Consider the following 22,308-nt stretch of genomic DNA (forward strand, 5'->3'; position numbering starts at 1 on the left):
ACAAATTCAGCAAAGCGCTGCGCCGCTCAAGTCTGCAACGCGCATCATGCCCATGGCGTCAGGTCATATTCAGTGGCCTGCGGGCGTGTGATGCGGACACTGTCTCTTGGGGCATTGCATCCTTTGTTGACGAAACTCAATGAATCCTCTGGATCAAGGTGTAGGAATGATCAAAGAGGCAGCCCAGAGTGCTGCACGTCGGGTAACCCCTCTCTTATAGGGACGACACTCATGACCTCAACTTCCCAACGCTTGCTGGAAAAACTGTACGGCCCGCGCAACAACGTTTCGAGGGTGTCTATTGCCCCTCTGTTACGTCAATACGCGGAACCGCTGCCGGATTTGAATTCAGACGCCTTCGGCAAAATGTTCGACCGTTACGCCGATGCGCGCGTGGTGATGATCGGTGAAGCCAGCCATGGCACCAGCGACTTCTACCGAACCCGGGCGGCGATAACCCAAAGATTGATTGAGCAGCACGGGTTCACGATTGTGGCGGTTGAAGCTGACTGGCCAGACGCCGGTCATGTTGACCGTTACGTCCGCGGGCTGGCCCATTCGGCCTGGAAACGGCACATCTTCAGCCGATTCCCGACCTGGATGTGGCGCAATACCGATGTGAAAGCATTCGCCCACTGGCTTCATCAATACAACCACAAGCAAGCCCCCGAGCATCGAGTCGAGTTTCGCGGGTTGGACGTTTACAGTTTGCGCAACTCCATTCACGAGGTCCTGAGTTATCTGGACCGGGTCGACCCGCAGTTGGCACACGAAGCACGGCGGCGCTATGGCTGTTTGACCCCCTGGCAGGATGAGCCAGCGTTGTACGGCCACTTTGTTGAACAGGGCGGCTTGATGCCCTGTGAGCAAGCGGTGGTCGAGCAGCTCAATGCCATGCTCGCCGAACAACTGGCGGGGCTTATCCGCGATGACGATGCCTTCTTCGACGCCACGCAAAACGCCCGGGTCGTTCGGGCGGCGGAACACTACTATCGAGCGATTTATCGAGGCTCGACCACCTCCTGGAACCTGCGCGACCAGCACATGTTCGACACGCTGCGGACGTTGCTTGAGCACCGAGGCCCTCACGCCAAGGCCGTGGTCTGGGCACACAACTCCCATATCGGCAATGCCGCTGCCACGGAAATGGGCTGGAAGGGCCAGTTCAATATCGGTCAACTGTGCCGCAGCGCCTATGGGCGCGATGTCGTTCTGATCGGCATGAGCACCGACCGTGGCCAGGTGGCGGCAGCCGATGACTGGGACGCCGATATGCTCATCAAGGACATCCGGCCGTCTCGTGCAGACAGTTGGGAGCATCAGTTCCTTAAAGCCGGTGTCCCCGCGTCTTTGACCGACTGGCGAGATCCCCAGCGCAAAGACCTGCGCAAGGCGCTGTCCGAGCCCCTGCTGGAACGGGCCATCGGGGTGATTTACCGTCCCGAAAGCGAGCGCAGCAGCCACTACTTCGAGTCGGTGCTGGCCGAGCAATTTGACGCCATGGTGTGGATTGAACAGACGCAACCGGTGACGGCACTGCCTCTGCCGAAAAGTCAGGCGCTGGAACCGGAAGACGAAACCTTTCCGTTTGGCGTCTGATACCGGTCAAAGGCTGCCAGTAGTCTTTGGACGAGTGCTGCGCAGATGCCTCTCGAACCAGTCGCCAGCAAGTCTGGCGACTTCTTCGAGGGTGCCTGCTTCTTCAAAAAGATGGGTAGCACCCTCCACGATTTCCAGACGCTGTTCACACCGCAGAACATGACCGCTTTGGACGTTCAGACGCAATACCACCGGGTCCTCTGCTCCGACGATTTGCAAGGTCGGCGCCCTTACCCGGGACAACGCCGCGCCTGCCAGGTCGGTCCGCCCTCCTCGGCTGACCACCGCATGGACCACGTCCGGACGCTCGGCCGCCGCCAACAGCGCCGCAGCGGCCCCGGTGCTTGCGCCAAACAGACCGATCCGCAGCGATTGCAGTTCAGCGTCCCGGCCAATCCAGTCGATCACCTGCACCAGTCGCCGGGAAAGCATCGCGATATCGAAACGCAGTTCCCGTGTCACGTTATCCAGGCGCTGCTCCGGCTCCGTGAGCAGATCGAACAACAACGTGCCCAGCCGCCGTCTTCCCAGAGACTCTGCAACCTGCTGGTTACGTGGGCTTGAACGACTGCTGCCGCTGCCATGGACAAAGACCACCAGACCGATAGCGTTCATCGGCAGACGCAGGTCGGCTGACAGTTCCACGTCCTCCAGGCCTAGCTTTCTATAGTGAGACTCAAGCATCGGAATTCTCCTGAGGGGCAATGCCCGTACTGGACTCTCGTTGCCAGGCTCGCTGCAAAAGATCGATAACTTCTTCGTCCGAGGTTTGGGTGAAGTTCATGTACCAATAGCCGATCGACATCAGCCACTCGGGAATGAGCGGACACACCAGCTCATCTATTTCGCTGCGCAGCGCCTCGACCGTCTCAAGCGGCGCCACGGGCACAGCGACGACAATGCGCGACGGCGCTTGCAGGCGCACAGCATGGATCGCGGCCATCATCGAGGCCCCTGTCGCCAGGCCATCGTCGACCAGAATCACCACCTGGTCCTTGAGTACCACTGGCGCACGCGTTGCCCGGTACAAATGCTCGCGACGCAACAGTTCCCGGGTTTCCCGTGCGACCACGGCATCGAACGTGTCCTGATCAATCGGGTGAAGCCGTAGCGCCTCTTCATTGACAATTTGTATGCCGCCGCTGGCAATGGCGCCCATGGCGAACTCCTGATGGGACGGAACGCCCAACTTGCGGACCAGCATCAGGTCCAGGCGAACCTCCAGGGCAGTGGCCACTTCATAGGCCACCGGGACACCGCCACGGGGCAAGGCAAGCACGATGACATCGGGCCGATGAGCGTATTTGAGCAGCGGTTCCACCAAGGTTCGACCGGCAGCAGTCCGGTCGCGCAAGATGGTATTCAGTGAGGAACTCTGTGTCATTTGGAAACCTCCTAAGGCAATCGAGCCACATCCGCACCGGCTTCAAGGCACCTGTTACAGGGCATGTTCAGGCGTACTGCCGAGAAACTTTTCCAGGCCATGAGCGCGTGGGAGGCGTTCAGCCGTGTGTCAACACCCGTTTTTATTCAGGTTCCTCCCCTGAAGTCTCCCCGGTCTTGATTTATATCAAGTCCCCGTCACCGCCATCGGCAACACAGTCCCTGCGCTATGATTAATCCATCGGCTCTCGACGGGAGACTGCTATCTGCGCGTATATGGCGCAACTCGGTGCTCGTCTGGTCTACACAGCAGTAGACCGTAAGCCGTCCAGGCGAGGCGTGTTCGATGAGTGCCTCGAAGGAGCCAATACATGCTCACTGAACGCCCGCTTCTGTTTGCCCTGCAAGGCAGTGAGCACTACGCGAGCCGCGTCGCGCAGCGGCTTGGCTGTCAACTGGCGCGCCATGAGGAGCGCGACTATGAAGATGGCGAGCATAAATGCCGACCGCTGGAGTCGGTCAACGGTCGTGAGGTCGTGGTGTTCCATTCCTTGTATGGGGATGACCGGCAGAGTGCAAACGACAAGCTGTGTCGGCTGCTGTTTTTTTGCGGTGCACTCAAGGATGCCGGCGCTCGCCAGGTGCAGGCCGTGACGCCCTACCTCTGCTATGGACGCAAGGATCGTCGCACCCAACCTCAGGACCCCACGATCACCCGCTACGTGGCGGCGATGATTGAAGCCTGCGGTGTGGATCGTCTGGTGGCCCTGGAGGTGCACAACCCTGCAGCGTTTGACAATGCGTTCCGCATTCCCACGTGGAACGTGCAGTGCGCGGAATTGTTCGCCCGGCATTTCGCCGGGCTCGTCGGCGACGCCGAGGTGGTGTCGGTTTCCCCGGATGCCGGCGGCACCAAGCGGGCCGAGCAATTTCGCCAGGCCCTGGAGCAGCAACTGGGACGCGCGGTGGGCGCTGCGCTAATGGAAAAGCACCGTGGTCAAACGACGTTCACCGGCACCCTGCTGGTCGGCGAAGTGCTGGGCAAGACCGCGATTATTTTCGACGACCTGATCAGCACCGGTGAAACGCTGATGCATGCGGGCCTCGCCTGCCAGCAGGCCGGTGCCACCCGGTTGTTCGCAGCCGCCACCCATGGTTTGTTCACCGGTGGCACCGATCTGCTCGACAAGCCACTGTTTGAACACCTTGCGATCGCTGACAGCGTGCCGCCGTTTCGTCTGCCAGCCGACTGTGTGACGCGCCGTTTGCACGTACTCGACAGCACCGCCCTGATTGCCACCTTACTGGCTGAAAACGGAGCGTTTGGTACCGTCTGAGCACGGGAAGCCTCCTGCTCAGCCAATCCAGCGAATTTCAGGGTCCTTGTGCTGGACGGGCGCGGGCGCGGACTTAGGATGGCCAACGATGATGGGCGCCACTGGCCTCGATCCGGCAGGGAGGCCCAGTACATGCTTGCCCTCCGGCGTATTGAGAAACCCCTGGGCAAAACCGATCCAGCAGGTGCCGAGTCCTTCAGCGTACGCGGCAAGCCTCAAATACTGTCGTTTCATACAGTGGCCCGCCAACGAAGATCTACTATTGATTTAGATCAAATCAAGGCAAAACCTGCCAAACGGGGGGCTTATATGACCAGCGCGATCCGGCTTCTGGTGTGCGCTGTGCTGGTGTGCATCTGGGGTCAAGCCTTGGGCGCGGACAACACCGGGCAAAACGCCGAACCGCGCGTCACGATCCTCGTTTACCACCGTTTTTCGCAGACACTGGACGACTCGATGACCGTGCGCATGAGCACCTTCGAAACCCAGTTACGCGTCCTGCACGAGCATGGCTACCACATCGTGCCGCTGCGTGAGGTGGTCGACTGGTTGCGCGATCCCAATGCGACGTTACCGCAGAAGCCGGTAGCGATCACCGTCGACGACGGGCATCGCTCGGTATTCGAAAAGCTGCTGCCTATCGTGCAGCGCGAGCGTTTTCCGGTCACGCTGTTCATCTATCCATCGGCGATCTCGAACGCGTCCTATGCAATGACCTGGGAACAATTGCGCAGCCTGAAACAGACCGGGCTCTTTGACATCCAGGGGCATACGTACTGGCATCCCAATTTCAAGGTCGAGCGTAGACACCGTACACCGGAAGATTTCCAGCAATTCGTGCGCATGCAACTCGACAAATCCCGTCAACGCCTAGAGGCGCAAACCGGTACGCATATCGACATGCTCGCGTGGCCTTTCGGCATCTACGACGACGAGTTGATCGCACTCGCCTCCAACGACGGTTATGTCGTCGCCTTCACACTGGACGCGCACAAGGCGGACCGGCACGCCCGGCTGCTCGCGCTGCCGCGCTTTCTGATGACCGATGCCTACGGCGCCAGCGCATTCGCGCACCTGCTTGGCGAACCGAACACCCCGGCGACGCCCGCAATGGAGAGCGCGCAATGACCTTCACACGCGCAATGAGGCGCTATGCAATTGCGACGCTACTCGCCGTCACGGCCCTGCTGACCGAACGAGGAGCCCTGGCCGTCACCGGTGTCGTGCTCGACTCAAGCACGCAGAATCCACTCGCCGACGCGATCATCACGACATCGGCGGGTGTGATGCGGACCGACGAACACGGCCAGTTTGAAATCGCTCAGGCGGTCGAGAGCGTTGCGGCCCGCGCTCCAGGGTATCTGCGCACCGAGGCCAAGGTGTCCGGCGATACGCCCGTGACGCTCGAGTTGACCCCGTTTCGCCCGAAAGCGCTGTATTTGTCGGTGTTCGGCGTGACCAGCAAGGCGCTGCGCAATAATGCCCTCAGCCTTGCCGAAAGCACCGAGATCAATGCGCTGGTGATTGACGTCAAGGGCGACCGCGGCCTGACGCCGTATCGCAGCACGGCGCGCGAGGCCATCGGCGCGGCTGCCCGCGTGACGGTGCGCGCACCACAGGACCAGGACTTTGCGGCGCTGCTTGCCCGGCTGCATGCGCAACACCTGTATCTGATCGCGCGCATCGTGGTGTTCAAGGACGACCCGCTCGCCAGCGCGCATCCGGAGTGGAGCGTGCACACCACAGAAGGCCAGCCGTGGCGCGATGGCGAGAGCCTGCAATGGATGGATCCGTTTTCGCAGGACGTATGGCAGCACAATCTCGATGTCGCCGAGGAAGCGGCGCAGATGGGCTTCGACGAGGTTCAGTTCGACTATGTGCGCTTTCCCGACAAGAGCGGGCTGCACTTTGCCCTCTCCAATACCCGGCGCAACCGGACCGAGGCGATCGTCGGTTTCCTGCAGGCCGCACGCACACGGCTGGCGCCCTACAATGTATTCGTCTCTGCGGACATCTTCGGCTACGTTTGCTGGAACCTGGACGATACCGCGATCGGCCAGCAAATCGAATTGCTCGGCGAGCCGCTCGACTATATTTCGCCGATGCTCTACCCGTCCGGTTTTACCTGGGGGCTGCCGGGTTTGACCAACCCGGTCAGCGATCCCGCTCAGATCGTCAGACGCTCCCTGACAGAGGCGATGAAGCGCACCCATCTGTCGGGTGTGCGTTTTCGTCCGTGGCTACAGGCCTTTCGCGACTATGCGTTCGATCGTCGCCTGTTTGATGCGGCGGCGATCAGTGCCCAGATCAACGCCGCCAATGCAGCCGGCACCGATGGATGGATGTTATGGAATCCACACAATCACTACAACGCCGCCGATTTGCCGCACCCTTGATCGGTGTGCTGAAACGCTGGGCGATGCTGCTTGCAATGGTGGCGGCGCAGTTCGCGGGTGCCGCCGATTTCGATGCGGCGGCGCGCCTGCAAGCCGCACAGATCGTCGAAGGGCAGATCACCGCCGGACGCGTTCCGGGAGCTGTCGTCCTGATCGGAGACGCCACGCACGTGTTCTATCGCCAAGCCTTTGGGCTACGCGCGACAACGCCCGACCCCGAACCGATGACGCTGAGCACCGAGTTCGATCTCGCGTCGCTGACCAAGGTCATCGCGACCACCACGGCGATCATGCAACTGGCCGAAGCGCGCCGCATCGACCTGGACGCACGCGTTGCTCAGTACTGGCCGGCCTTTGCGGCCTTCGGCAAGGACGCGGTGACCGTTCGTCATCTGCTGGCGCACACCTCAGGGCTGCTGCCAGACCTGCCTGTGCGACCGCTGCATTCGGACCGCGAAGGTGTGTTGAGCGCCATAGCGGCGCAAAGACTGCGTAGCGTGCCAGGTGAGCGCGTCATCTACAGTGACCTGAATTTCGTGGTGCTGGGCGAACTGGTCGAGCGCATCACGCACCGCACGCTCGACGCGTATTGCCAGGCCTACATCTTCGGGCCGCTCGGTATGCGTGACACAGTCTTTGTACCGGACGCCGGGCGAGCAGCCCGCAGTGCGCCGACACTCGCGAACAAGGCCGGTATCCGTCGCGGCCGCGTGCACGATCCGACGGCCGAATGGATGGGCGGCGTCTCCGGCAACGCCGGGTTGTTTTCCACGGCGGATGACCTTGCCCGCTTCGCGCAAATGATGCTCAACGAAGGGCGCGCGGGCGGCCTGCAGATTCTGCGGCCAGCGAGCATCGCCGCGCTCATGAGTGCCGCCTCGCCGCTCGCGACTCCACCGTGGCGCGGACTCGGCTGGGATCTGTCTGCACCGTTCGCGTCGAACCATGACCGTCTGCCGCCGATTGGCCTGATCGGCCACACCGGATATACCGGCACGGGCCTGTGGATCGATCCGCTGACGCGCCAATTCATCGTTATCCTGACCAACCGCGTGTACCCGGACGACCGCGGTGACGCCCGCCCGCTTCGTGCGCAGTTGCTCGCGCTGCTGGCAAGCCGGGCCGCGCCTGCGAGCGTCGCGCAAATCGGCCAATGGCTGCCATCGACGTTACCGGCGCTGAGTGCCGCCGATCGCCTGCCGATCTCGACGGGCCTGGTGCAGACCGGCATCGACGTGCTCGAGGCGCAGCGGTTTGCGCCGCTCGCCGGCAAGCGCGTGGGCTTGATCACCAATCGCAGCGGCTTCGACGCCGAGGGCCGGCGCACCGTCGACGTACTCGCGCACGCGCCAGGCGTCAAGCTGGCGGCGCTGTTCTCGCCGGAACATGGGCTGAATATCGATATGGACGAGCGGGTCGGCGACACCCTCGACACCGCGACGGGCCTCACGGTACACAGTCTCTACGGCGCGGCACGGCGCTTTCCGGCCGGTTCGCTCGCTGGACTGGACGCGCTGGTCTTCGACATTCAGGATGCCGGCGTGCGCTTTTTCACCTACGAGACGACGCTCGGCTACGCACTCGAGGCCGCTGCGGCGCGGCGCATTCCGCTGTTCGTGCTGGACCGGCCCGATCCGCTCGGTGCGCAGCAATTCGGCGGGCCGGTGCTGGACAGCGGCCACGAATCGTTCACCGGTTATTTCCCGGCGCCGCTGCAGCCGGGTATGACGGTCGGTGAATTGGCGAGTCTGTTCAACCGCAACAAGCACATTGGCGCGGATCTGCGCGTTGTGCCGATGCTGGGCTACCGGCGCGCGATGACCTTCGCCGACACCGGGCTCGGTTGGGTGCCGCTCTCGCCAAACCTGCGCACACTGTCCCAGCTGGACCTCTACCCGGATGTCGGTTTGCTCGAGGGCGCGAATCTGAGTGTAGGACGCGGCACACCGCATCCGTTCGAGTGGATCGGCGCGCCGTGGATCAACGCGACTCAGCTCGCACATGTGCTGAATGCGCTCGATATCGGCGCGCATTTCGAGCCGATCGACTTCGTGCCCACCGAATCGACCTGGCACGGTCAGCTCTGTCATGGCGTGAGCATCACTCGCGACCAGATGGCTGAAGGACGTCCCGTCGCGCGCCTGGGATTGGCACTGCTCGCCACACTGCATGCGCTCTATCCGGGCACGTTCGATCTTGCGGCGACCCGCGGCTCAATCGGCTCGCAAACCGTCTGGCAAGCCATTCGCGATGGCGTAGCGCCTGACGCCGCGCAAGCGCTCGATGCTGCAGCGCTTGAACGCTTCGCGCGACTGCGGCAGGAGAACTTGCGCTATTGACCTCGACACAATGTGCCACAGCCCCTAGACCGCGAGAACGCTGCAAGGCACCTGATACAGGATATGTTCGGTCGTACTGCCGAGAAGCTTTTCCAGTCCGTGGGACTGGACTCTGCCCATCACGATCACATCCACCTGTTGCTCGTCGGCAAACTCACTCAACACCGAGACGGGGCTCCCCAGCAGGAAATGTCGACGGTCAGAGGGCACACCGAATCGGCCGGCCACCCGAAGAAATGATTTTTCCAGCTCTCTGCGCAGTTCCCGGGTAAGGTCCGCCAGCGTCAGCCCACCGCCGCCCATATCCCCGAGATAGGCCGCCGAAATGTCACAGGCATACAGCAGATGCAACTCGGCATTGCACTGCAGCGCAAGGCTGTTGGCCTGCTGGATGATCCGGTCATTCAGTTCGCTGTTCGAAGACTCGGTATCTGAAGCGTCAACCGCTGCCACCACTATGCGCGGCAACGCATGACCACTCGCGCCCACCAGATACATCGGTATTGGACAGTGGCGCAGCAAGTACCAGTCCAGGGGCGTGAAGAATGCGCGCTTGAGCGCTGACTCATGCTGCACTTGCTTGATCAACAGATTGGGCTGCATTTCGCTGACGTGATCAAGGATCGCCTGCTGCATGTCATCGGCCCATGCCACCTCGGTTGTCACCTCGACCCCCCTGCCGCGCATTTTTTCCGCCTGGTCCTTGAGCCAATCGCTATGGTCCTGGAGGTAACTCTCCCGGGCCTTTTCCCGGACGCCTTCTTCAAGCAGTGCAAGAATGTCCAGCGACTGTACTAACGCGGCAATATGCAAGCTCGCCCCGCTGGCCTTGGCCAAGGCGGCGGCATGGTGTATCGCAGGGGAATGGCGCAGCACCGGGTTGATGATCAGTAATAACCGTTGATACTGGCTCATGGTCTGAACTCCAGACAGGTTGGACTTCGACGCCTGCCGCTGCCCCTTGCCGGTGGTCAGCCATTGCGTCCTCGCTGGATCAAATCACCAGCGTTGACTCAGCGTCCTCCCCTGACGCCTGCTTGACGTTGATTTATATCAAGTCACCGCGCACCGCCGCAGCGCGGTGCGCGTCATTCAGGAAACGGTGGCTGGGCAGGTGATTCCTTTTCCGGGATATCAGTCATGGTCGCCTCGGTCAGCAGCAGGATACTGGCGACTGAAACGGCATTTTCCAGCGCAATACGCACCACCTTGGTCGGATCGATGATGCCGGCTTCATACATGTCCACATAGACATTGGCTGACGCGTCGAAGCCAATATTCCCTAGCTCCGCAAGCATACGAGCAACGACCACGCCGGCATCCACCGCCGAGTTTTCCGCGATCACCCGGGCCGGCGCTTCGAGCGCTCGGCGAAGTATCTGCAAACCGGTTTTGGCATCGCCCTCATAGCCGGCCTCCTCGGCCGCGATAATCGGTACAGCCTTGAGCAATGCCAGCCCGCCCCCCGGAACGATGCCCTCGGCAATCGCCGCCCGAGTCGCTGAAATGGCATCATCCAGCGCATCCTTGCGTGCCTTCATCTCGGCCTCCGACGGCGCCCCGACCCGGATCACCGCAACGCCGCCAGATAGCCTGGCCAGTCGTTCCTGGAGCTTTTCACGGTCGTAATCGCTGGTTGTAGCGTCCATTTGCACGCGGATCTGTTGCAGGCGCGCCTCAATTGCCTCGCGCTTACCGGCGCCGCCGATCAGCGCTGTGCTGTCTTTTTGCACCACCACGCGATGCGCTCGCCCCAACTGGCTCAAGTCCACCTGTTCGAGGCTGATGCCCAGCTCATTGGAGATCACCGTTGCCCCGGTCAGGACGGCAATGTCCTGGAGCATTTCCTTGCGTCGATCACCGAAGCCGGGGGCCTTGATCGCCACCGAGCGCAAAACGCCACGGATCTGGTTAACGACCAGCGTGGTCAGCGCCTCGCCCTCTATGTCGTCGGCGATCAGCACCAGTGGCTGGCCACTTTTAGCAATCAACTCAAGCAGTGGCAGCAAGTCTTTGAGCGCGCCGATCTTATGGTCACAGAGCAGCAGGTAGGCATCATCAAGCTCAACCTGCATTTTCTCGGTATCCGTCACGAAATACGGCGAGACATAACCACGGTCAAAACGCATTCCCTCCATCACCTCGACCACCGTTTCCGTGGTCTTGGACTCCTCGACACTGACCACGCCTTCAACGCCGACCTTTTCCAGAGCGTCTGCCACCAGCTGGCCGATAACCGCATCGTTATGCGCCGACAGCGTGGCCACCTGGGCCTTTTCCTTGGGGGTACTGACCGGACGCGATTGGGCTGCCAGCGATTGCACCACCAGCAACAGCCCTCGGTCCAGGCCGCGCTTCAAATCGATCGCACTGGCACCGGCGACGACGTTGCGTATGCCGTCGGCCAGGATCGCATGGGCCAGCACCGTTGCCGTGCTGGTCCCGTCCCCGACCGCATCGCCGGTCCGCTCCGCCGCCTGACGCAGCATCTGGGCACCCAGAGCCTCCTCGGGGTCTTGCAGATCGATCCGCTTGGCAATCGTCACGCCGTCGTTGCAGACCGTCGGGTTACCCCATTTGTTCTGAATCAACACCGATTTCGATTTGGGCCCAAGGGTCACCCGAACCGCGTCCGCCAGCTGTGTGGCACCGCAGAGGATTTTCTCGCGAGCGGCAGCACGAAACAGAATTTTACTGTGAGCCATCAGGTTGCTCTCCCGAGTCATTCTGCAACAGGCAGGTACTTGCAGCTTCCATGATATGGCTCGCGCGACGTTGACTTTTATCAACAAAGTCACGACGTCGCGGGGCCTTCAGCGGTGCCTGCATGTGGTGCGCTTTTTTCGACGGGTCTAAAGCGTGCCGGTCGGCTCAACACTATCGCGGTACTGCGCCACCGCTATACGCCATCAAGACGGCGGCTTGACGATCATCAAACTGCAGGGCGCCCGGTTCAGGGTGTTCTCGGCGGTACTGCCGATGAACACGTTCACGCCCCGATAGTGCACGGTTCCCATCACAATCATGTCGAAGTCATTATTCGCCGCAAAACGCTCGATCATCTTATGCGGGACCCCGGCCAACAGATGCCGTTTCGCCTCTGGAATCTCATAGCGTTCAGCGAGCGTATCAAAGGCTTCAATCTGGGCGTCGCTGACCGCGTCTCTCAAGCTTTCTCGCATGGTCAGGTTTTGCAGGTTCACGCCAGAATCGCCCGACACAATCCAGCCGCTGACATTGAGCAGGTGCAGCTTCGCACCACAGGACACGGCCAGCTTCGACGCAATGTCGAGGATCTGGTCATTAAGCCCCTGCGTCAGCTCTTCAAGATGGGAAAGGTCGACAGCCGCCAGTATTTTCAAGGGCAACGGGTTTCTGGCATCGGTGACCAGGTGCAAGGGGGCCGGACAGTCGCGCAGTAACAGCCAGTCCAGGGGTTTGTAGAAAACCCGTTTGAATGCCGATACGCGCTGTACATCCTTGATCACGATGTCTGCCCCGAAGTCGTTCACGTACTCAAGCATCTCCTCGATACTCGGTTTGGCCCAGACCACTTCGGTGGTCACGTGCAGGCCTTTGCATTGCCCGAACCGGGCCTGCTGCTCAAGCCAGTGACGGTGCACCTGCAAATATCCCTCGCGCGCCTGCGCCATGGCCTGATGGTCAAACAGGCCAGCGACCGCCAGCGCTTCGACATAATCGAATGCCACGATATGCAGTATCGCGCCTGTCGCTCTTGCCAGGGACTCCGCCCGATCAAACGCGGGGGTACGGGACATTTCGCTCGGAGCGATCAGCAGTAAACGGAGAATTTCAAACATTACACACCTCGTCTACAGATGCTTGGTCGGTTGAACCTGATGAGCAGCACTCCTGTGTCGGCTTTCCATCAGCAAACGAATCGACGAACACCCTCTCTGGTTAATGTCGATAGTGAGCGGGCAGGTGCTGGCCGGGGTTGATAAAAATCACAAAAAACTGTCGTCATGCGCTCAAGACAAGAAGTCCCGAGACTGTCAGCTCAGAGGAAAGCGTAAAACCCGGCGTTCGAGCGGGTGGCGTCTAAAATCCTATTCAAATGCCCATGGGGGTTAAGGATTGAACCGCCACGCATCGTGCCCCCTTATCCTTTGAGCCAAGGCCATGAAAAAGAATCACCAGTGGAATCTTTCCTACTTCGCGATCACCTTTCTGGTCCTTGCACTCGCCCAGCTGTTCTTTGTTGACCGCCATTCGGTGCAGAGCATCCCCTACAGTCAGTTCCTGCAACTGTTGGGCGAGCACAAGGTCAGCGAGTTACGGGTCGAGAAGGAGCAGATCAGCGGCAAGCTGCAAGAGCCCATCGACGGCCACGACCTGTTCACCACCGTGCGGGTCGACCCCACGCTGGCGACCGAGTTGGCCCAGTCAGGCGTCGGCTTTTCCGGCATCAGCGAAAACACACTGCTTAACGCGCTGCTGGGCTGGTTGCTGCCCTTTGCCATGATCATGGTGCTCTGGCATTTCCTGTTTCGCGGCATGGCCGAAAAACAGGGCCTTGGCGGACTGATGAACGTCGGCAAGTCGCGGGCCAAAGTGTTTGTCGAGCGTGATACCGGGGTGACCTTCGCCGATGTCGCGGGCATCGATGAAGCCAAGGCCGAGCTGGTGGAAATCGTCTCGTTCCTGAAGGACAAGGCCAAATACGCACGCCTGGGCGCGCATATTCCCAAGGGCACCCTGCTGGTCGGCCCACCGGGCACCGGCAAGACCCTGGTGGCCAAGGCGATCGCCGGTGAAGCCGGCGTGCCGTTTTTCTCGATTTCCGGTTCCGAATTCGTCGAAATGTTCGTCGGTGTCGGCGCCGCTCGAGTGCGCGACTTGTTCGAGCAGGCACGGCAGGCGGCACCGTGCATTATCTTCATCGACGAACTCGACGCCCTGGGCAAAATGCGCGGTGTCGGCGCATTTGGCGGCAATGACGAAAAAGAGCAGACCCTTAACCAGCTGCTGGCCGAACTGGACGGTTTCGACCCGCGCGAAGGTGTGGTCCTGCTGGCGGCGACCAACCGGCCGGAGGTCCTCGATCCGGCGCTGCTGCGGGCCGGTCGCTTCGACCGCCAATTGGTGATCGACCGCCCCGATCGGAAAGGCCGACAGGCCATCCTCAAGGTCCATCTGAAAAAAATCACCGTAGCGCCCGACATCGACTCCGAACGTATCGCCGGAATCACCACGGGCTTCACCGGTGCGGACCTGGCGAACCTGATCAACGAAGCCGCCATCGTGGCCACCCGCCGGGGAGGCGAGACCGTCAACCTCGACGATTTCACGGCGGCGGTGGAGCGCATCGTCGCGGGTGTCGAACGCAAGAGCAGCCTGTTACGGCCTGACGAGCGCCTGGTGGTGGCCTATCACGAAATGGGCCATGCCCTGGCCGCTGGCACCTTGCCCGGGATGGACCCGGTACACAAAGTCTCGATCATCCCCCGCTCCATTGGCTCGCTGGGTTACACCTTGCAGCGACCGACCGAGGATCACTTCCTGATCAGTTGTCAGACGCTCAAGGACCGAATCGCCGTACTGATGGCCGGTCGGGCTGCCGAGTACATCGTCTATGGCCAGATTTCCACAGGTGCAGCCGACGACCTGACCCGGGCGACCGACATCGCCCGGCAGTTGATCACCCGTTTCGGCATGAGTGCCGAACTCGGTCAATCGGTACTGGAACGGCAAACTCCTGCTTATTTGGGCGAACACATGGCCGGACTTGGCCAGAAAGACTATTCGGAACAAACCGCGCGGGAAATCGACCTGGGCATCCGCGCCTTGCTCGAAGAAGCCTATAACCGGGCCAAGGCGCTGCTCGACAGTCGTCGGGCCGACCTCGATGCCGGCGCTCATTTACTGCTGGAAAAGGAAACGCTGACGCCAGAGGAGTTTGCGCCGCTGCTACCGCTCAAGGCCGCCCCCGATGGATCGCCATGATTGAGGTGACGCTGATCAATACGCTGGTGGTAATCGTTGCCGTGGTGATCCACTACGAATGCCTGTCACGCCTGAACGACTGGCTACCCAGGCTCAGGGCCTGGAGTCGATTCAGAATTGTCGTCGGGGTATTTGGCGCGATGCTGGCCCATGCGCTGGAAGTCTGGTGCTTTGCGCTGGTCTATTACCTGATGACACGCTCCAGCGAATGGGGAAGCCTGAGCGGCAATTTTGACGGCTCGCTCATGGACTGTGTGTACTTTTCCTTCACCACCTTTACCACCATCGGTTTCGGCGACATATCGCCCTTGGGCAAGCTCAAGTACCTGACCGGGCTGCAGGGACTGACCGGCCTGGTACTGATCTCCTGGACAGCATCGTTTCTGTTTCTCGAAATGCAGAAATACTGGAAGAGCAAATAGTGATCTCGAGCAGATGACTGCTGCCACAGGACCTGAGGCCACCTCCCCGTTCGTCGTACACCCGCCTCCGGTTTCTGCATTAAGGGCCTGCCCAGGCTTTCAACGCCTATGCTTGATACATTTACAGAGGGGCGCGTCATGTCACCGTTTGAAGTCCAACCCCGTCAGGCCCATTACTTAAAGGCTGCCTGTTCCAACTGCAGCGTGCTGGAGTTGTGCCTGCCGATTGGCCTGACCGGTCGGGAAGTCGAGCAACTGGACACCCTGATCGTCCAACGCGTGAAGGTTAAAAAAGGCGCCGCGCTGTACCGCACAGGTGATCCCTTGCGCTCGCTTTACGCGGTACGCATAGGCTCTTTCAAGACCAATGTGCTGACTATTGACGGTCGCGAGCAGGTGACCGGCTTTCAAATACCCGGCGAGATGCTTGGCCTCGATGCCATCAGCGCAGACCAGCACGCGTGCAATGCTTTCGCCCTTGAAGACAGCGAAGTGTGTCCCATCCATTTCGCCCAGCTGGAGAAGCTCGCCCATGAGCTGCCGTCACTGCAGCACAACCTGAATAAACTCCTGAGCCGTGAAATCGTCCGGGATCAGGGCATGCTGATGTTGATGGGCAATATGAACTCGGACGAACGCCTGGCGGCCTTTCTGCTGAACCTGTCGCAGCGGTTTAACATGCGCGGCTACTCGTCCAGGGAGTTTGTATTGAAGATGCGGCGCGAAGAGATCGGCTCCTACCTGGGGCTGCGTCTGGAAACCATCTGCCGAGGCATTGCTCACCTGCGGGATCAGGCACTGGTCGAGATTTCGGGGCGTAACGTCACAATCCTCGACATGGACAGGCTCAAGCAACTGGTCACCGGCTGCCATCGGGACGCGCCAGTTTGACAGCCTGAATGCCTTTGATTCTACTGGTGCCGTTGGCGCTGGAGGCCACTGTCAAGGGTGGCTGTGTGATATGCGCCGGCATCCACATGAGCGACATCCCTGCGTTTCCCTATCGACTGCTCTGGGGTGAGCGCAGCGTGCGTTCGGTGGCCAACCTGACACGCGAAGACGGCACGGCGTTTTTCCAGGAGATCCGGCACACGCCCGTGCACAGCGATGTCACCTGCTTTGCACTGGACGATGCCAATCAAGCGCTCGCACACCTGAGGAGCGGTCAGGTCAAAGGCGCCATCGTGCTCACCCCCTGACCGTCAAACCGGGTGACCGGACCGCCAGAATGCTGCCAGGCACCGAGTAAAGCGCCCGTTCAGTGGTGCTGCCAATCAACCGATCCAGCCCGACCCGGTGCACGGTACCCATCACCACCACGTCGGCCAGGTACTCTTCGACAAACTCAATCAATGCCCGAACCGGCTGGCCCATGATGAAGTGCCGTCGTTCGGGCGGTACGCCATAGCGGTCGGCCAGGGTCACAAATGCCAGGTGCAGGGATTCACGCAGCTCCTCCATGTAATCCATGCTCCAGCCGCCGCTGACCAACGGTGCATCGCCATTGAACGCTGGCGACAGGTCATAGGCGTACAGCAAATGCAGCGGTGCATCGCACTGCAGGGCCAGTGCGTTCGCGCTTTGAATAATGGTGTCATTGAGGTCACTGATCTGGGTTTGCGGGTCGAAGGGGTCCACCGCCGCCACGATCCGATGAGGTAAACCATAACGGGCCTGGTTGACCAGGTGCACAGGCGCCGGACATTCGCGCAGCAGGTGACAATCGAGTGGCGTGATGAATACCCGCTTGAGCACCGGCTCCAGCGTGGCGTCCTTGATCAGCAGGTCAGGCTTGAACTCCTCGACATGCTTCAGGATATCCAGCAGCGGATGGGTGGTGAAGACCACCTCCACCGAGACTTTCAGTCCCTCACCGCTCAGCCGCTGGATTTCCTCCGACATCCAGCGGCGATAGCGACGCAGGTAGCTGTGAAAAGCCGCCTCATCGACATTTTCATCCCACAAATGAACGATCGGCACCGGCTCGACAAAGGCACACACGTGCAAGACCGCCCCACTCGCCTTGGCCAGGGCGACCGCGCGCAGCAAGGCTGGAGATTGATGCAGGGTTCGGTCGGCGATCAGCAGTAAACGTTGATATTGACCCATCACACACCTCGGCTCGGCGCCGGTCTATCCCGCCGGCATGTTCCAAGACTGCGCTCATTGCCCCCAACGCGGTTGATTTACATCAAATCCGGGCCTTTGAGGACGCCTGTGCCGAGTGTCTGATCCAGATCAGATTCGAGTGCCGCCGTTGGCGTAAAAAGGTATGAACCGCGGGACCTTCTGCTACACGCGGACCTTTTTTCCATCAGATGGAGGATTGCACCATGCTCACTGTCAAGGACCACAACGAACGGGCTGCCGCCGCCTATGCCGCGGTCTCCGGGCAATACTGGATCGAAGCACTCAGGGACGGTCGGCATGTACTGATCCGGCCATTGACGGATAAAGACCGCGAGCGCGAATACGCATTCATCAAACGCCTGTCCCCGGAATCCCGTCATATGCGCTTTCTGGCGCAAATCAACGAACCCGGTAAAGCCATGCTCGACCAGTTGATGGACATCGACTGCAAGCAACGCATGGCTTACATCGCGCTGGTCCACGAAGACGGTAAATTGATCGAAATCGGCGTCAGTCGCTATGCCGCCACCGCCGAACATGAATGCGAATGCGCGATCACCGTCGCCGATGAATGGCAGCACCTGGGGCTGGGTACGCTGTTGATGGAGCACTTGATCAAGACCGCCCGCAAGAACGGCTTTCATCAGATGTATTCCATTGATGCCTCAAGCAATGCGCCCATGCGTGATTTGGCAAAAGCCCTGGGATTTGAAGTCCATAACGATCCTGACGATGCCCGCCAGGTCATTCACCGCCTTATGCTGTAAAAAAACGCCCCTTGGAGCACCAGACACTGGCGCGCCAAGGGGCGATTCAACACTTATGACTGCAACGACTCACCCGGTTTGATCGCCAGCACACTGCACGGAGCCCGGTGCAAGAGATGTTCGGCGGTACTGCCCAAGAGTTTGTTCAAGCCCCGATGCTGCACCGTCCCCATGACGATGACATCGATCTGATGATCAGTCGCAAACTCGCAGATGCTCTGCAGCGGCGCGCCTTCAATGAAGTGGCGACGATCAGCCGGCACGCCATGGCGCTCGGCCAGGGCCGCAAATGCCTCATGTTGCGCTTCTCCCAATGCTTCGTAGATGCCGGTGGCGAGGGGCAATGCACCAACGCCCATGTCCGTGGCGTACACCGCTACCCAGTCATACACATGCACCAAATCAAGCTGGGCATTGCACTGTTCGGCCAGCTTCACTGCCGCGTCGACAATCTGATCGTTGAACACCAGGTCCTGGTCTTCACTGCGCAACACATCGATAATCGCCAGAACCTTGTGCGGCCGTGGGTGGCTGGCGTTGGTGACCAGATGCACCGGTGCCGGGCAATTGCGTAGCAACTGCCAGTCCAGCGGAGTAAAGAAGATCCGCTTCAACGCGGACTCCTCCTGAGCGTCCTTGATGATCAGGGCCAGGGACATCTCGTTGACGAAGTGAAGGATCTCTTCATAGGGGTGCTGGACCCAGACCACCTCACTGGTGACCTCGACCCCGTGCTTCTTAGCCATCCCGGCTTGCTGCTCAAGCCATTGTCGGTGGTTTTCCAGGTAGCCATCACGGGCTTGCCGGATTTGCTCCGGGGCGAACAGACCGGCCATCGCCAAGGCTTCGATGTAATCGAACGCCACGATATGCAAGGGCAATTGCGCCGCCAGAGCCAGGGCCGTAGCGCGTTCGAACGCCGGAGTACGGGTCATCGCGGGCGGGGCAATCAGCAATAAACGTTGAGTCTGCGACATAAGACACCTCGGCGCTCGGCCATTTCAATGCAATCGGTAGGACTTTAGATTGAACGTTCCAGCTGCAGGCGACTTGATCTTTATCAGCTCTATGCACTGTTTGCAGGAGCTCGATTGATACGAGCCGCATCAAACGCTTCAGTGCAGCAAGGTGCCCGCCCACATCGCCGCCGTCATCAATACCTGACCCGGGATGACATAAGTGGCGAACGGCCGACCGCCGCTGACCCACGCCACCACACATTTGCTCAGCGAGTTGCCGGTCCCCGTCGATCTGGGAAGCATCAAGCAAACGCCATACAACCCCGTGACGAAGAGTCCGGATAGCAACGGCCCCCACATGCTGCGCAACAGGCCAGGGTCGACCGTTCCCAGGATCAAGCCCACCTGAATCACGGTCGCCAGGCACGGCTGTCGCCCCCGCCCTTGTGGCGCTCGCGCTCAAGACCGACCAGCATGCCGATGCCCAGCGCAGCGGCTGCATTGGTCAGGTCGAAGGTTTCACTCATTGGATACGCACCCGGTCATCCCCCCTGACCTCGGCGCTTATCTCGCGAGGTCGGTCAGCATCCTTTGCTCGACAGCCGGGTCGGATCGAGCGCCGGCGGGCGGTCGGGTCAACGGCTTCGTGACAGTGTTTGCCGGCCAGGCATGCGGCGCATTGATGCGCGCCTTGAGTTGCCTGACGAACGCCTCTGCTTCATCCCGACTGTCGAAACCCACCTCCCACACATCCATCTGTACGAGCCAACGGTGTCTTGCCAGTAGTTCTGTTATCTCAATAATCATAGCCGGCCTCGGATCAAGCCTCGCAATCGGGTCTGCGGGTAATGCGTCCTGGCGTCCAAACACTCCATCACGGTGTAACACGACCTTGCTTTGGCCGCTGAGAATGACGGCAGATGATCTCTCCTGCCCTGTACGCGAGCGTGAAAAGCGTACGAATTTCAGACTGCGCCGTGTTCGCGGACGAGAGATTGATCATGGTCAATAATCAAGAGATTGGAGGCGCAGCAAGCGACCGTATGTCGGACGACAAGACCGGCCTCTCGCCCGTTTGATACAGATCAAGCTCGGGCACCTGGCCAGCGGCACGATCAGGCCATGGTTTCAGGAGCTGACAACTCATCGTGCCTACCGTACAGCCGCAGGCTTTGTGTCTACTCAGGAGAGGTTTGTCATGTCTGGTCAATCACGTTTCATGCTGATCGTCTCGCCGCTGATGCAGCACAGCCCGGCCTTTGACAGGGCCGCCGCACTGGCCAAGGCCGAAGGTGCGGCGCTGCACATCGTGGCTTTCGACTATCTGGAAGGCCTGGCGACCGCCAGCCTGGTCAACGACCAGGCCCGCGAAGAGATGCGCCAGGGTTATGTCGAACGTCACCGCCTGTGGCTGGAGGAGCAGGCCAGGCCCCTGCGCAAGACTGGCCTGGCGGTCACCACCGAAGTGGTCTGGGTCGAACGCCCGCTGCAGGAAATTCTGATCCACCTCAAAGAACAGCCGATCGAGTTGCTGATCAAAGCGCTGCAGCATGAATCGCTGCTCTCGCGACTGATGTTCACGCCGCTCGACGTGCATTTGCTGCGCGAATGTCCAGTACCGCTGCATTTCGTCAGTAACGCCATCCATGCCTTGCCTCGCAAGGTTGTTGCAGCGGTCGACCCCTTCCATCGCGATAAACAGTACCAAGGCTTGAACGACCGGATACTCCACGAAGCGGTCAAACTGGCGAGTGCCTGCAATGCCGAGGTCGACGTCGTCTATGCCTATGACCTTTCCTCCATCAGTGCCGACGAATTCGACTTCAACAACGTTTCGACCTTCTTCTCTTCAGGCCAAGCCAAGACCCTGTTCGACGCTCAGGGGGAGGCGTTCAACGAACTTGCCGAGCGCAACGGCATCCCGCCGCAACAGCGTCACATGATCATGGGCAACCCGGGCAAGGTCCTGGTCAACTATGCCAACGTCAATCAGGTCGATGTTATTGTCATGGGCCGGATCAGCCATCGAGGGCTGGACCGGCTGGTCGGCAGCACGGCAGAAAGCCTTTTGTACAAAATGCCATGCAGTGTCTGGATCGTGTCGCCCGAAGAACTTGCTGAGTGAGGCAAATGGCACGCTCTACGATAGCGATGCCGACTGCGAGAAGAACCGTGTCTGCGCCAGAAGATTGAGCAACAGTGCGCTAAGATTGCCGCACTCGCCTCCTCCGACGAGGTTCTGCGTCAAACAGAACGACGTGAAAGGAGAGCGATCTGACCCACAAACAAGGGTCTGTTGCTAAATCAGGGAGTCAACAATGGAAGAAACGGTTAGCAAGGGCCCGGAAAGCATGAGCGCAGAGCCAGAGACGTCCACCGATGCACTGCAACTGAGCAGCACGGAGCTGCGCATTCTCGGCTCTTTGATCGAGAAACAGGCGACCAGCCCGGAGACCTATCCACTGACCCTTAATGCGCTGGTCATCGCCTGTAACCAGAAAACCAGCCGGGAACCGGTGATGAACCTCAGCCAGGGCCAGGTCGGGCAAAGTTTGCGCGCCCTGGAAGGTCGAGGCTTCACCAAGCTGGTCATGGGCAGCCGCGCCGATCGCTGGGAGCATCGGCTCGACAAGGCGCTGGAACTTGTCCCGGCCCAGGTTATTCTGACCGGATTGCTATTTCTGCGCGGTCCACAGACGGTCAACGAACTGCTGACACGCAGCGGCCGCATGCACGACTTCGAAGATGCCGAACAGGTTGTCCATCAGCTGGAACGCTTGATTGCCCGCGGGCTCGCGATGTTGCTGCCGCGCCAGTCGGGCCAGCGCGAAGACCGCTATATGCACGCACTGGGCGACCCGGCAGATATCGAAGCGATCCTCGCCGCCCGCCAGAACCCGGCGGAGCGTGGCGCCAGCAGCGGCGTGTCGGTGGAGCGCATCGAAGAACTCGAAGCGCGGATTGCGGCGCTCGAAGAGCGCCTGGCGCGCCTCGAGTAACCTAGCCAAC

At 60.4% G+C, this 22,308-nt stretch carries 19 protein-coding genes and 2 pseudogenes; 12 read left to right on the forward strand and 9 right to left on the reverse strand.

Translation table 11 applies throughout. The annotated features are described in order from the left end of the window. Window positions 1–231 precede the first annotated feature (231 nt). Complete coding sequence (locus tag BK658_RS14895) at window positions 232–1,599, forward strand: erythromycin esterase family protein (RefSeq protein ID WP_123582934.1); 1,368 nt, start codon at window positions 232–234, stop codon at window positions 1,597–1,599. A gap of 6 nt (window positions 1,600–1,605) precedes the next feature. Here BK658_RS14895 and BK658_RS14900 read toward each other — a convergent pair whose 3' ends face one another. Next, entirely contained in the window at window positions 1,606–2,283 is a 678-nt protein-coding gene (locus BK658_RS14900) for a dienelactone hydrolase family protein (protein ID WP_123582935.1), read from the reverse strand. Further along, window positions 2,276–2,983 carry a phosphoribosyltransferase gene (locus BK658_RS14905; protein ID WP_123582936.1) on the reverse strand — a complete coding sequence of 236 codons (708 nt, stop codon included), beginning with the start codon at window positions 2,981–2,983 and terminating at the stop codon, window positions 2,276–2,278. The genes BK658_RS14900 and BK658_RS14905 overlap by 8 nt, the downstream gene beginning before the upstream one ends. A gap of 370 nt (window positions 2,984–3,353) precedes the next feature. Here BK658_RS14905 and BK658_RS14910 point away from each other — a divergent pair, with 370 nt between their 5' ends. Then, entirely contained in the window at window positions 3,354–4,319 is a 966-nt protein-coding gene (locus BK658_RS14910; protein ID WP_123582937.1) for a ribose-phosphate diphosphokinase, read from the forward strand. Between the two features lie 18 nt (window positions 4,320–4,337). On the opposite strand, the gene BK658_RS30780 is transcribed toward BK658_RS14910, so the two are convergent. After that, entirely contained in the window at window positions 4,338–4,553 is a 216-nt protein-coding gene (locus tag BK658_RS30780) for a nitroreductase family protein (RefSeq protein WP_404943182.1), read from the reverse strand. Window positions 4,554–4,628: 75 nt separating this feature from the next. Between BK658_RS30780 and BK658_RS14920 the strand changes: the two genes are divergently transcribed. Genes BK658_RS14920 through BK658_RS14930 form a run of 3 tightly spaced genes read left to right on the forward strand, consistent with a single transcriptional unit; the run spans window position 4,629 to window position 9,054 of the window. Continuing rightward, window positions 4,629–5,447: a polysaccharide deacetylase family protein gene (locus tag BK658_RS14920; protein ID WP_123582938.1), complete on the forward strand. Its 819-nt coding sequence runs from the start codon at window positions 4,629–4,631 to the stop codon at window positions 5,445–5,447. Next, window positions 5,444–6,715: a putative glycoside hydrolase gene (locus BK658_RS14925; RefSeq protein ID WP_123582939.1), complete on the forward strand. Its 1,272-nt coding sequence runs from the start codon at window positions 5,444–5,446 to the stop codon at window positions 6,713–6,715. Before BK658_RS14920 ends, BK658_RS14925 begins: the two co-directional genes overlap by 4 nt. After that, entirely contained in the window at window positions 6,667–9,054 is a 2,388-nt protein-coding gene (locus tag BK658_RS14930) for a serine hydrolase (protein WP_259740087.1), read from the forward strand. The genes BK658_RS14925 and BK658_RS14930 overlap by 49 nt, the downstream gene beginning before the upstream one ends. A gap of 24 nt (window positions 9,055–9,078) precedes the next feature. Here the strand turns inward: BK658_RS14930 and BK658_RS14935 are convergent, their stop codons facing one another. From BK658_RS14935 to BK658_RS14945, 3 genes are all read right to left on the reverse strand, one after another. Beyond that, window positions 9,079–9,969, reverse strand: coding sequence for a universal stress protein (locus BK658_RS14935; protein ID WP_123582940.1), 891 nt, complete (start codon window positions 9,967–9,969; stop codon window positions 9,079–9,081). Window positions 9,970–10,142: 173 nt separating this feature from the next. Beyond that, entirely contained in the window at window positions 10,143–11,759 is a 1,617-nt protein-coding gene (groL, locus tag BK658_RS14940) for a chaperonin GroEL (RefSeq protein ID WP_123583099.1), read from the reverse strand. Window positions 11,760–11,963: 204 nt separating this feature from the next. After that, window positions 11,964–12,875 (reverse strand): universal stress protein, encoded by a 912-nt coding sequence (locus tag BK658_RS14945; protein WP_123582941.1) that lies wholly within the window; start codon window positions 12,873–12,875, stop codon window positions 11,964–11,966. Window positions 12,876–13,197: 322 nt separating this feature from the next. On the opposite strand from BK658_RS14945, the gene ftsH reads away from it, so the two are divergent. From ftsH to BK658_RS14965, 4 genes and pseudogenes are all read left to right on the forward strand, one after another. Beyond that, window positions 13,198–15,021 (forward strand): ATP-dependent zinc metalloprotease FtsH, encoded by a 1,824-nt coding sequence (gene ftsH, locus BK658_RS14950; protein ID WP_123582942.1) that lies wholly within the window; start codon window positions 13,198–13,200, stop codon window positions 15,019–15,021. Next, entirely contained in the window at window positions 15,018–15,443 is a 426-nt protein-coding gene (locus BK658_RS14955) for a potassium channel family protein (RefSeq protein ID WP_123582943.1), read from the forward strand. The genes ftsH and BK658_RS14955 overlap by 4 nt, the downstream gene beginning before the upstream one ends. 138 nt (window positions 15,444–15,581) lie before the next feature. Beyond that, window positions 15,582–16,334 carry a fumarate/nitrate reduction transcriptional regulator Fnr gene (gene fnr, locus BK658_RS14960; RefSeq protein ID WP_123582944.1) on the forward strand — a complete coding sequence of 251 codons (753 nt, stop codon included), beginning with the start codon at window positions 15,582–15,584 and terminating at the stop codon, window positions 16,332–16,334. An 11-nt stretch (window positions 16,335–16,345) separates the two neighbouring features. Beyond that, window positions 16,346–16,642 (forward strand): annotated as a pseudogene (locus BK658_RS14965) (alcohol dehydrogenase); the annotation flags it as partial. Here BK658_RS14965 and BK658_RS14970 read toward each other — a convergent pair. Further along, window positions 16,632–17,552: a universal stress protein gene (locus tag BK658_RS14970; protein ID WP_123582945.1), complete on the reverse strand. Its 921-nt coding sequence runs from the start codon at window positions 17,550–17,552 to the stop codon at window positions 16,632–16,634. The pseudogene BK658_RS14965 and the gene BK658_RS14970 overlap by 11 nt on opposite strands. Before the next feature lie 224 nt (window positions 17,553–17,776). Between BK658_RS14970 and BK658_RS14975 the strand changes: the two genes are divergently transcribed. After that, window positions 17,777–18,340 (forward strand): GNAT family N-acetyltransferase, encoded by a 564-nt coding sequence (locus tag BK658_RS14975; RefSeq protein WP_123582946.1) that lies wholly within the window; start codon window positions 17,777–17,779, stop codon window positions 18,338–18,340. Window positions 18,341–18,393: 53 nt separating this feature from the next. Here the strand turns inward: BK658_RS14975 and BK658_RS14980 are convergent, their stop codons facing one another. Beyond that, complete coding sequence (locus tag BK658_RS14980) at window positions 18,394–19,317, reverse strand: universal stress protein (protein WP_123582947.1); 924 nt, start codon at window positions 19,315–19,317, stop codon at window positions 18,394–18,396. A gap of 138 nt (window positions 19,318–19,455) precedes the next feature. Continuing rightward, a pseudogene (locus BK658_RS14985) lies at window positions 19,456–19,722 on the reverse strand (hypothetical protein); the annotation flags it as partial. A 775-nt stretch (window positions 19,723–20,497) separates the two neighbouring features. Between BK658_RS14985 and BK658_RS14995 the strand changes: the two are divergent. Together BK658_RS14995 and BK658_RS15000 are read left to right on the forward strand one after the other, a co-directional pair. Next, window positions 20,498–21,424 carry a universal stress protein gene (locus BK658_RS14995; protein WP_123582949.1) on the forward strand — a complete coding sequence of 309 codons (927 nt, stop codon included), beginning with the start codon at window positions 20,498–20,500 and terminating at the stop codon, window positions 21,422–21,424. A gap of 226 nt (window positions 21,425–21,650) precedes the next feature. Continuing rightward, window positions 21,651–22,298, forward strand: a complete 648-nt coding sequence (locus BK658_RS15000; protein ID WP_123583100.1) for a YceH family protein — start codon at window positions 21,651–21,653, stop codon at window positions 22,296–22,298. Window positions 22,299–22,308 lie beyond the last annotated feature (10 nt).

Source organism: Pseudomonas brassicacearum, assembly GCF_003732175.1.
Lineage (GTDB): Bacteria > Pseudomonadota > Gammaproteobacteria > Pseudomonadales > Pseudomonadaceae > Aquipseudomonas > Aquipseudomonas brassicacearum_G.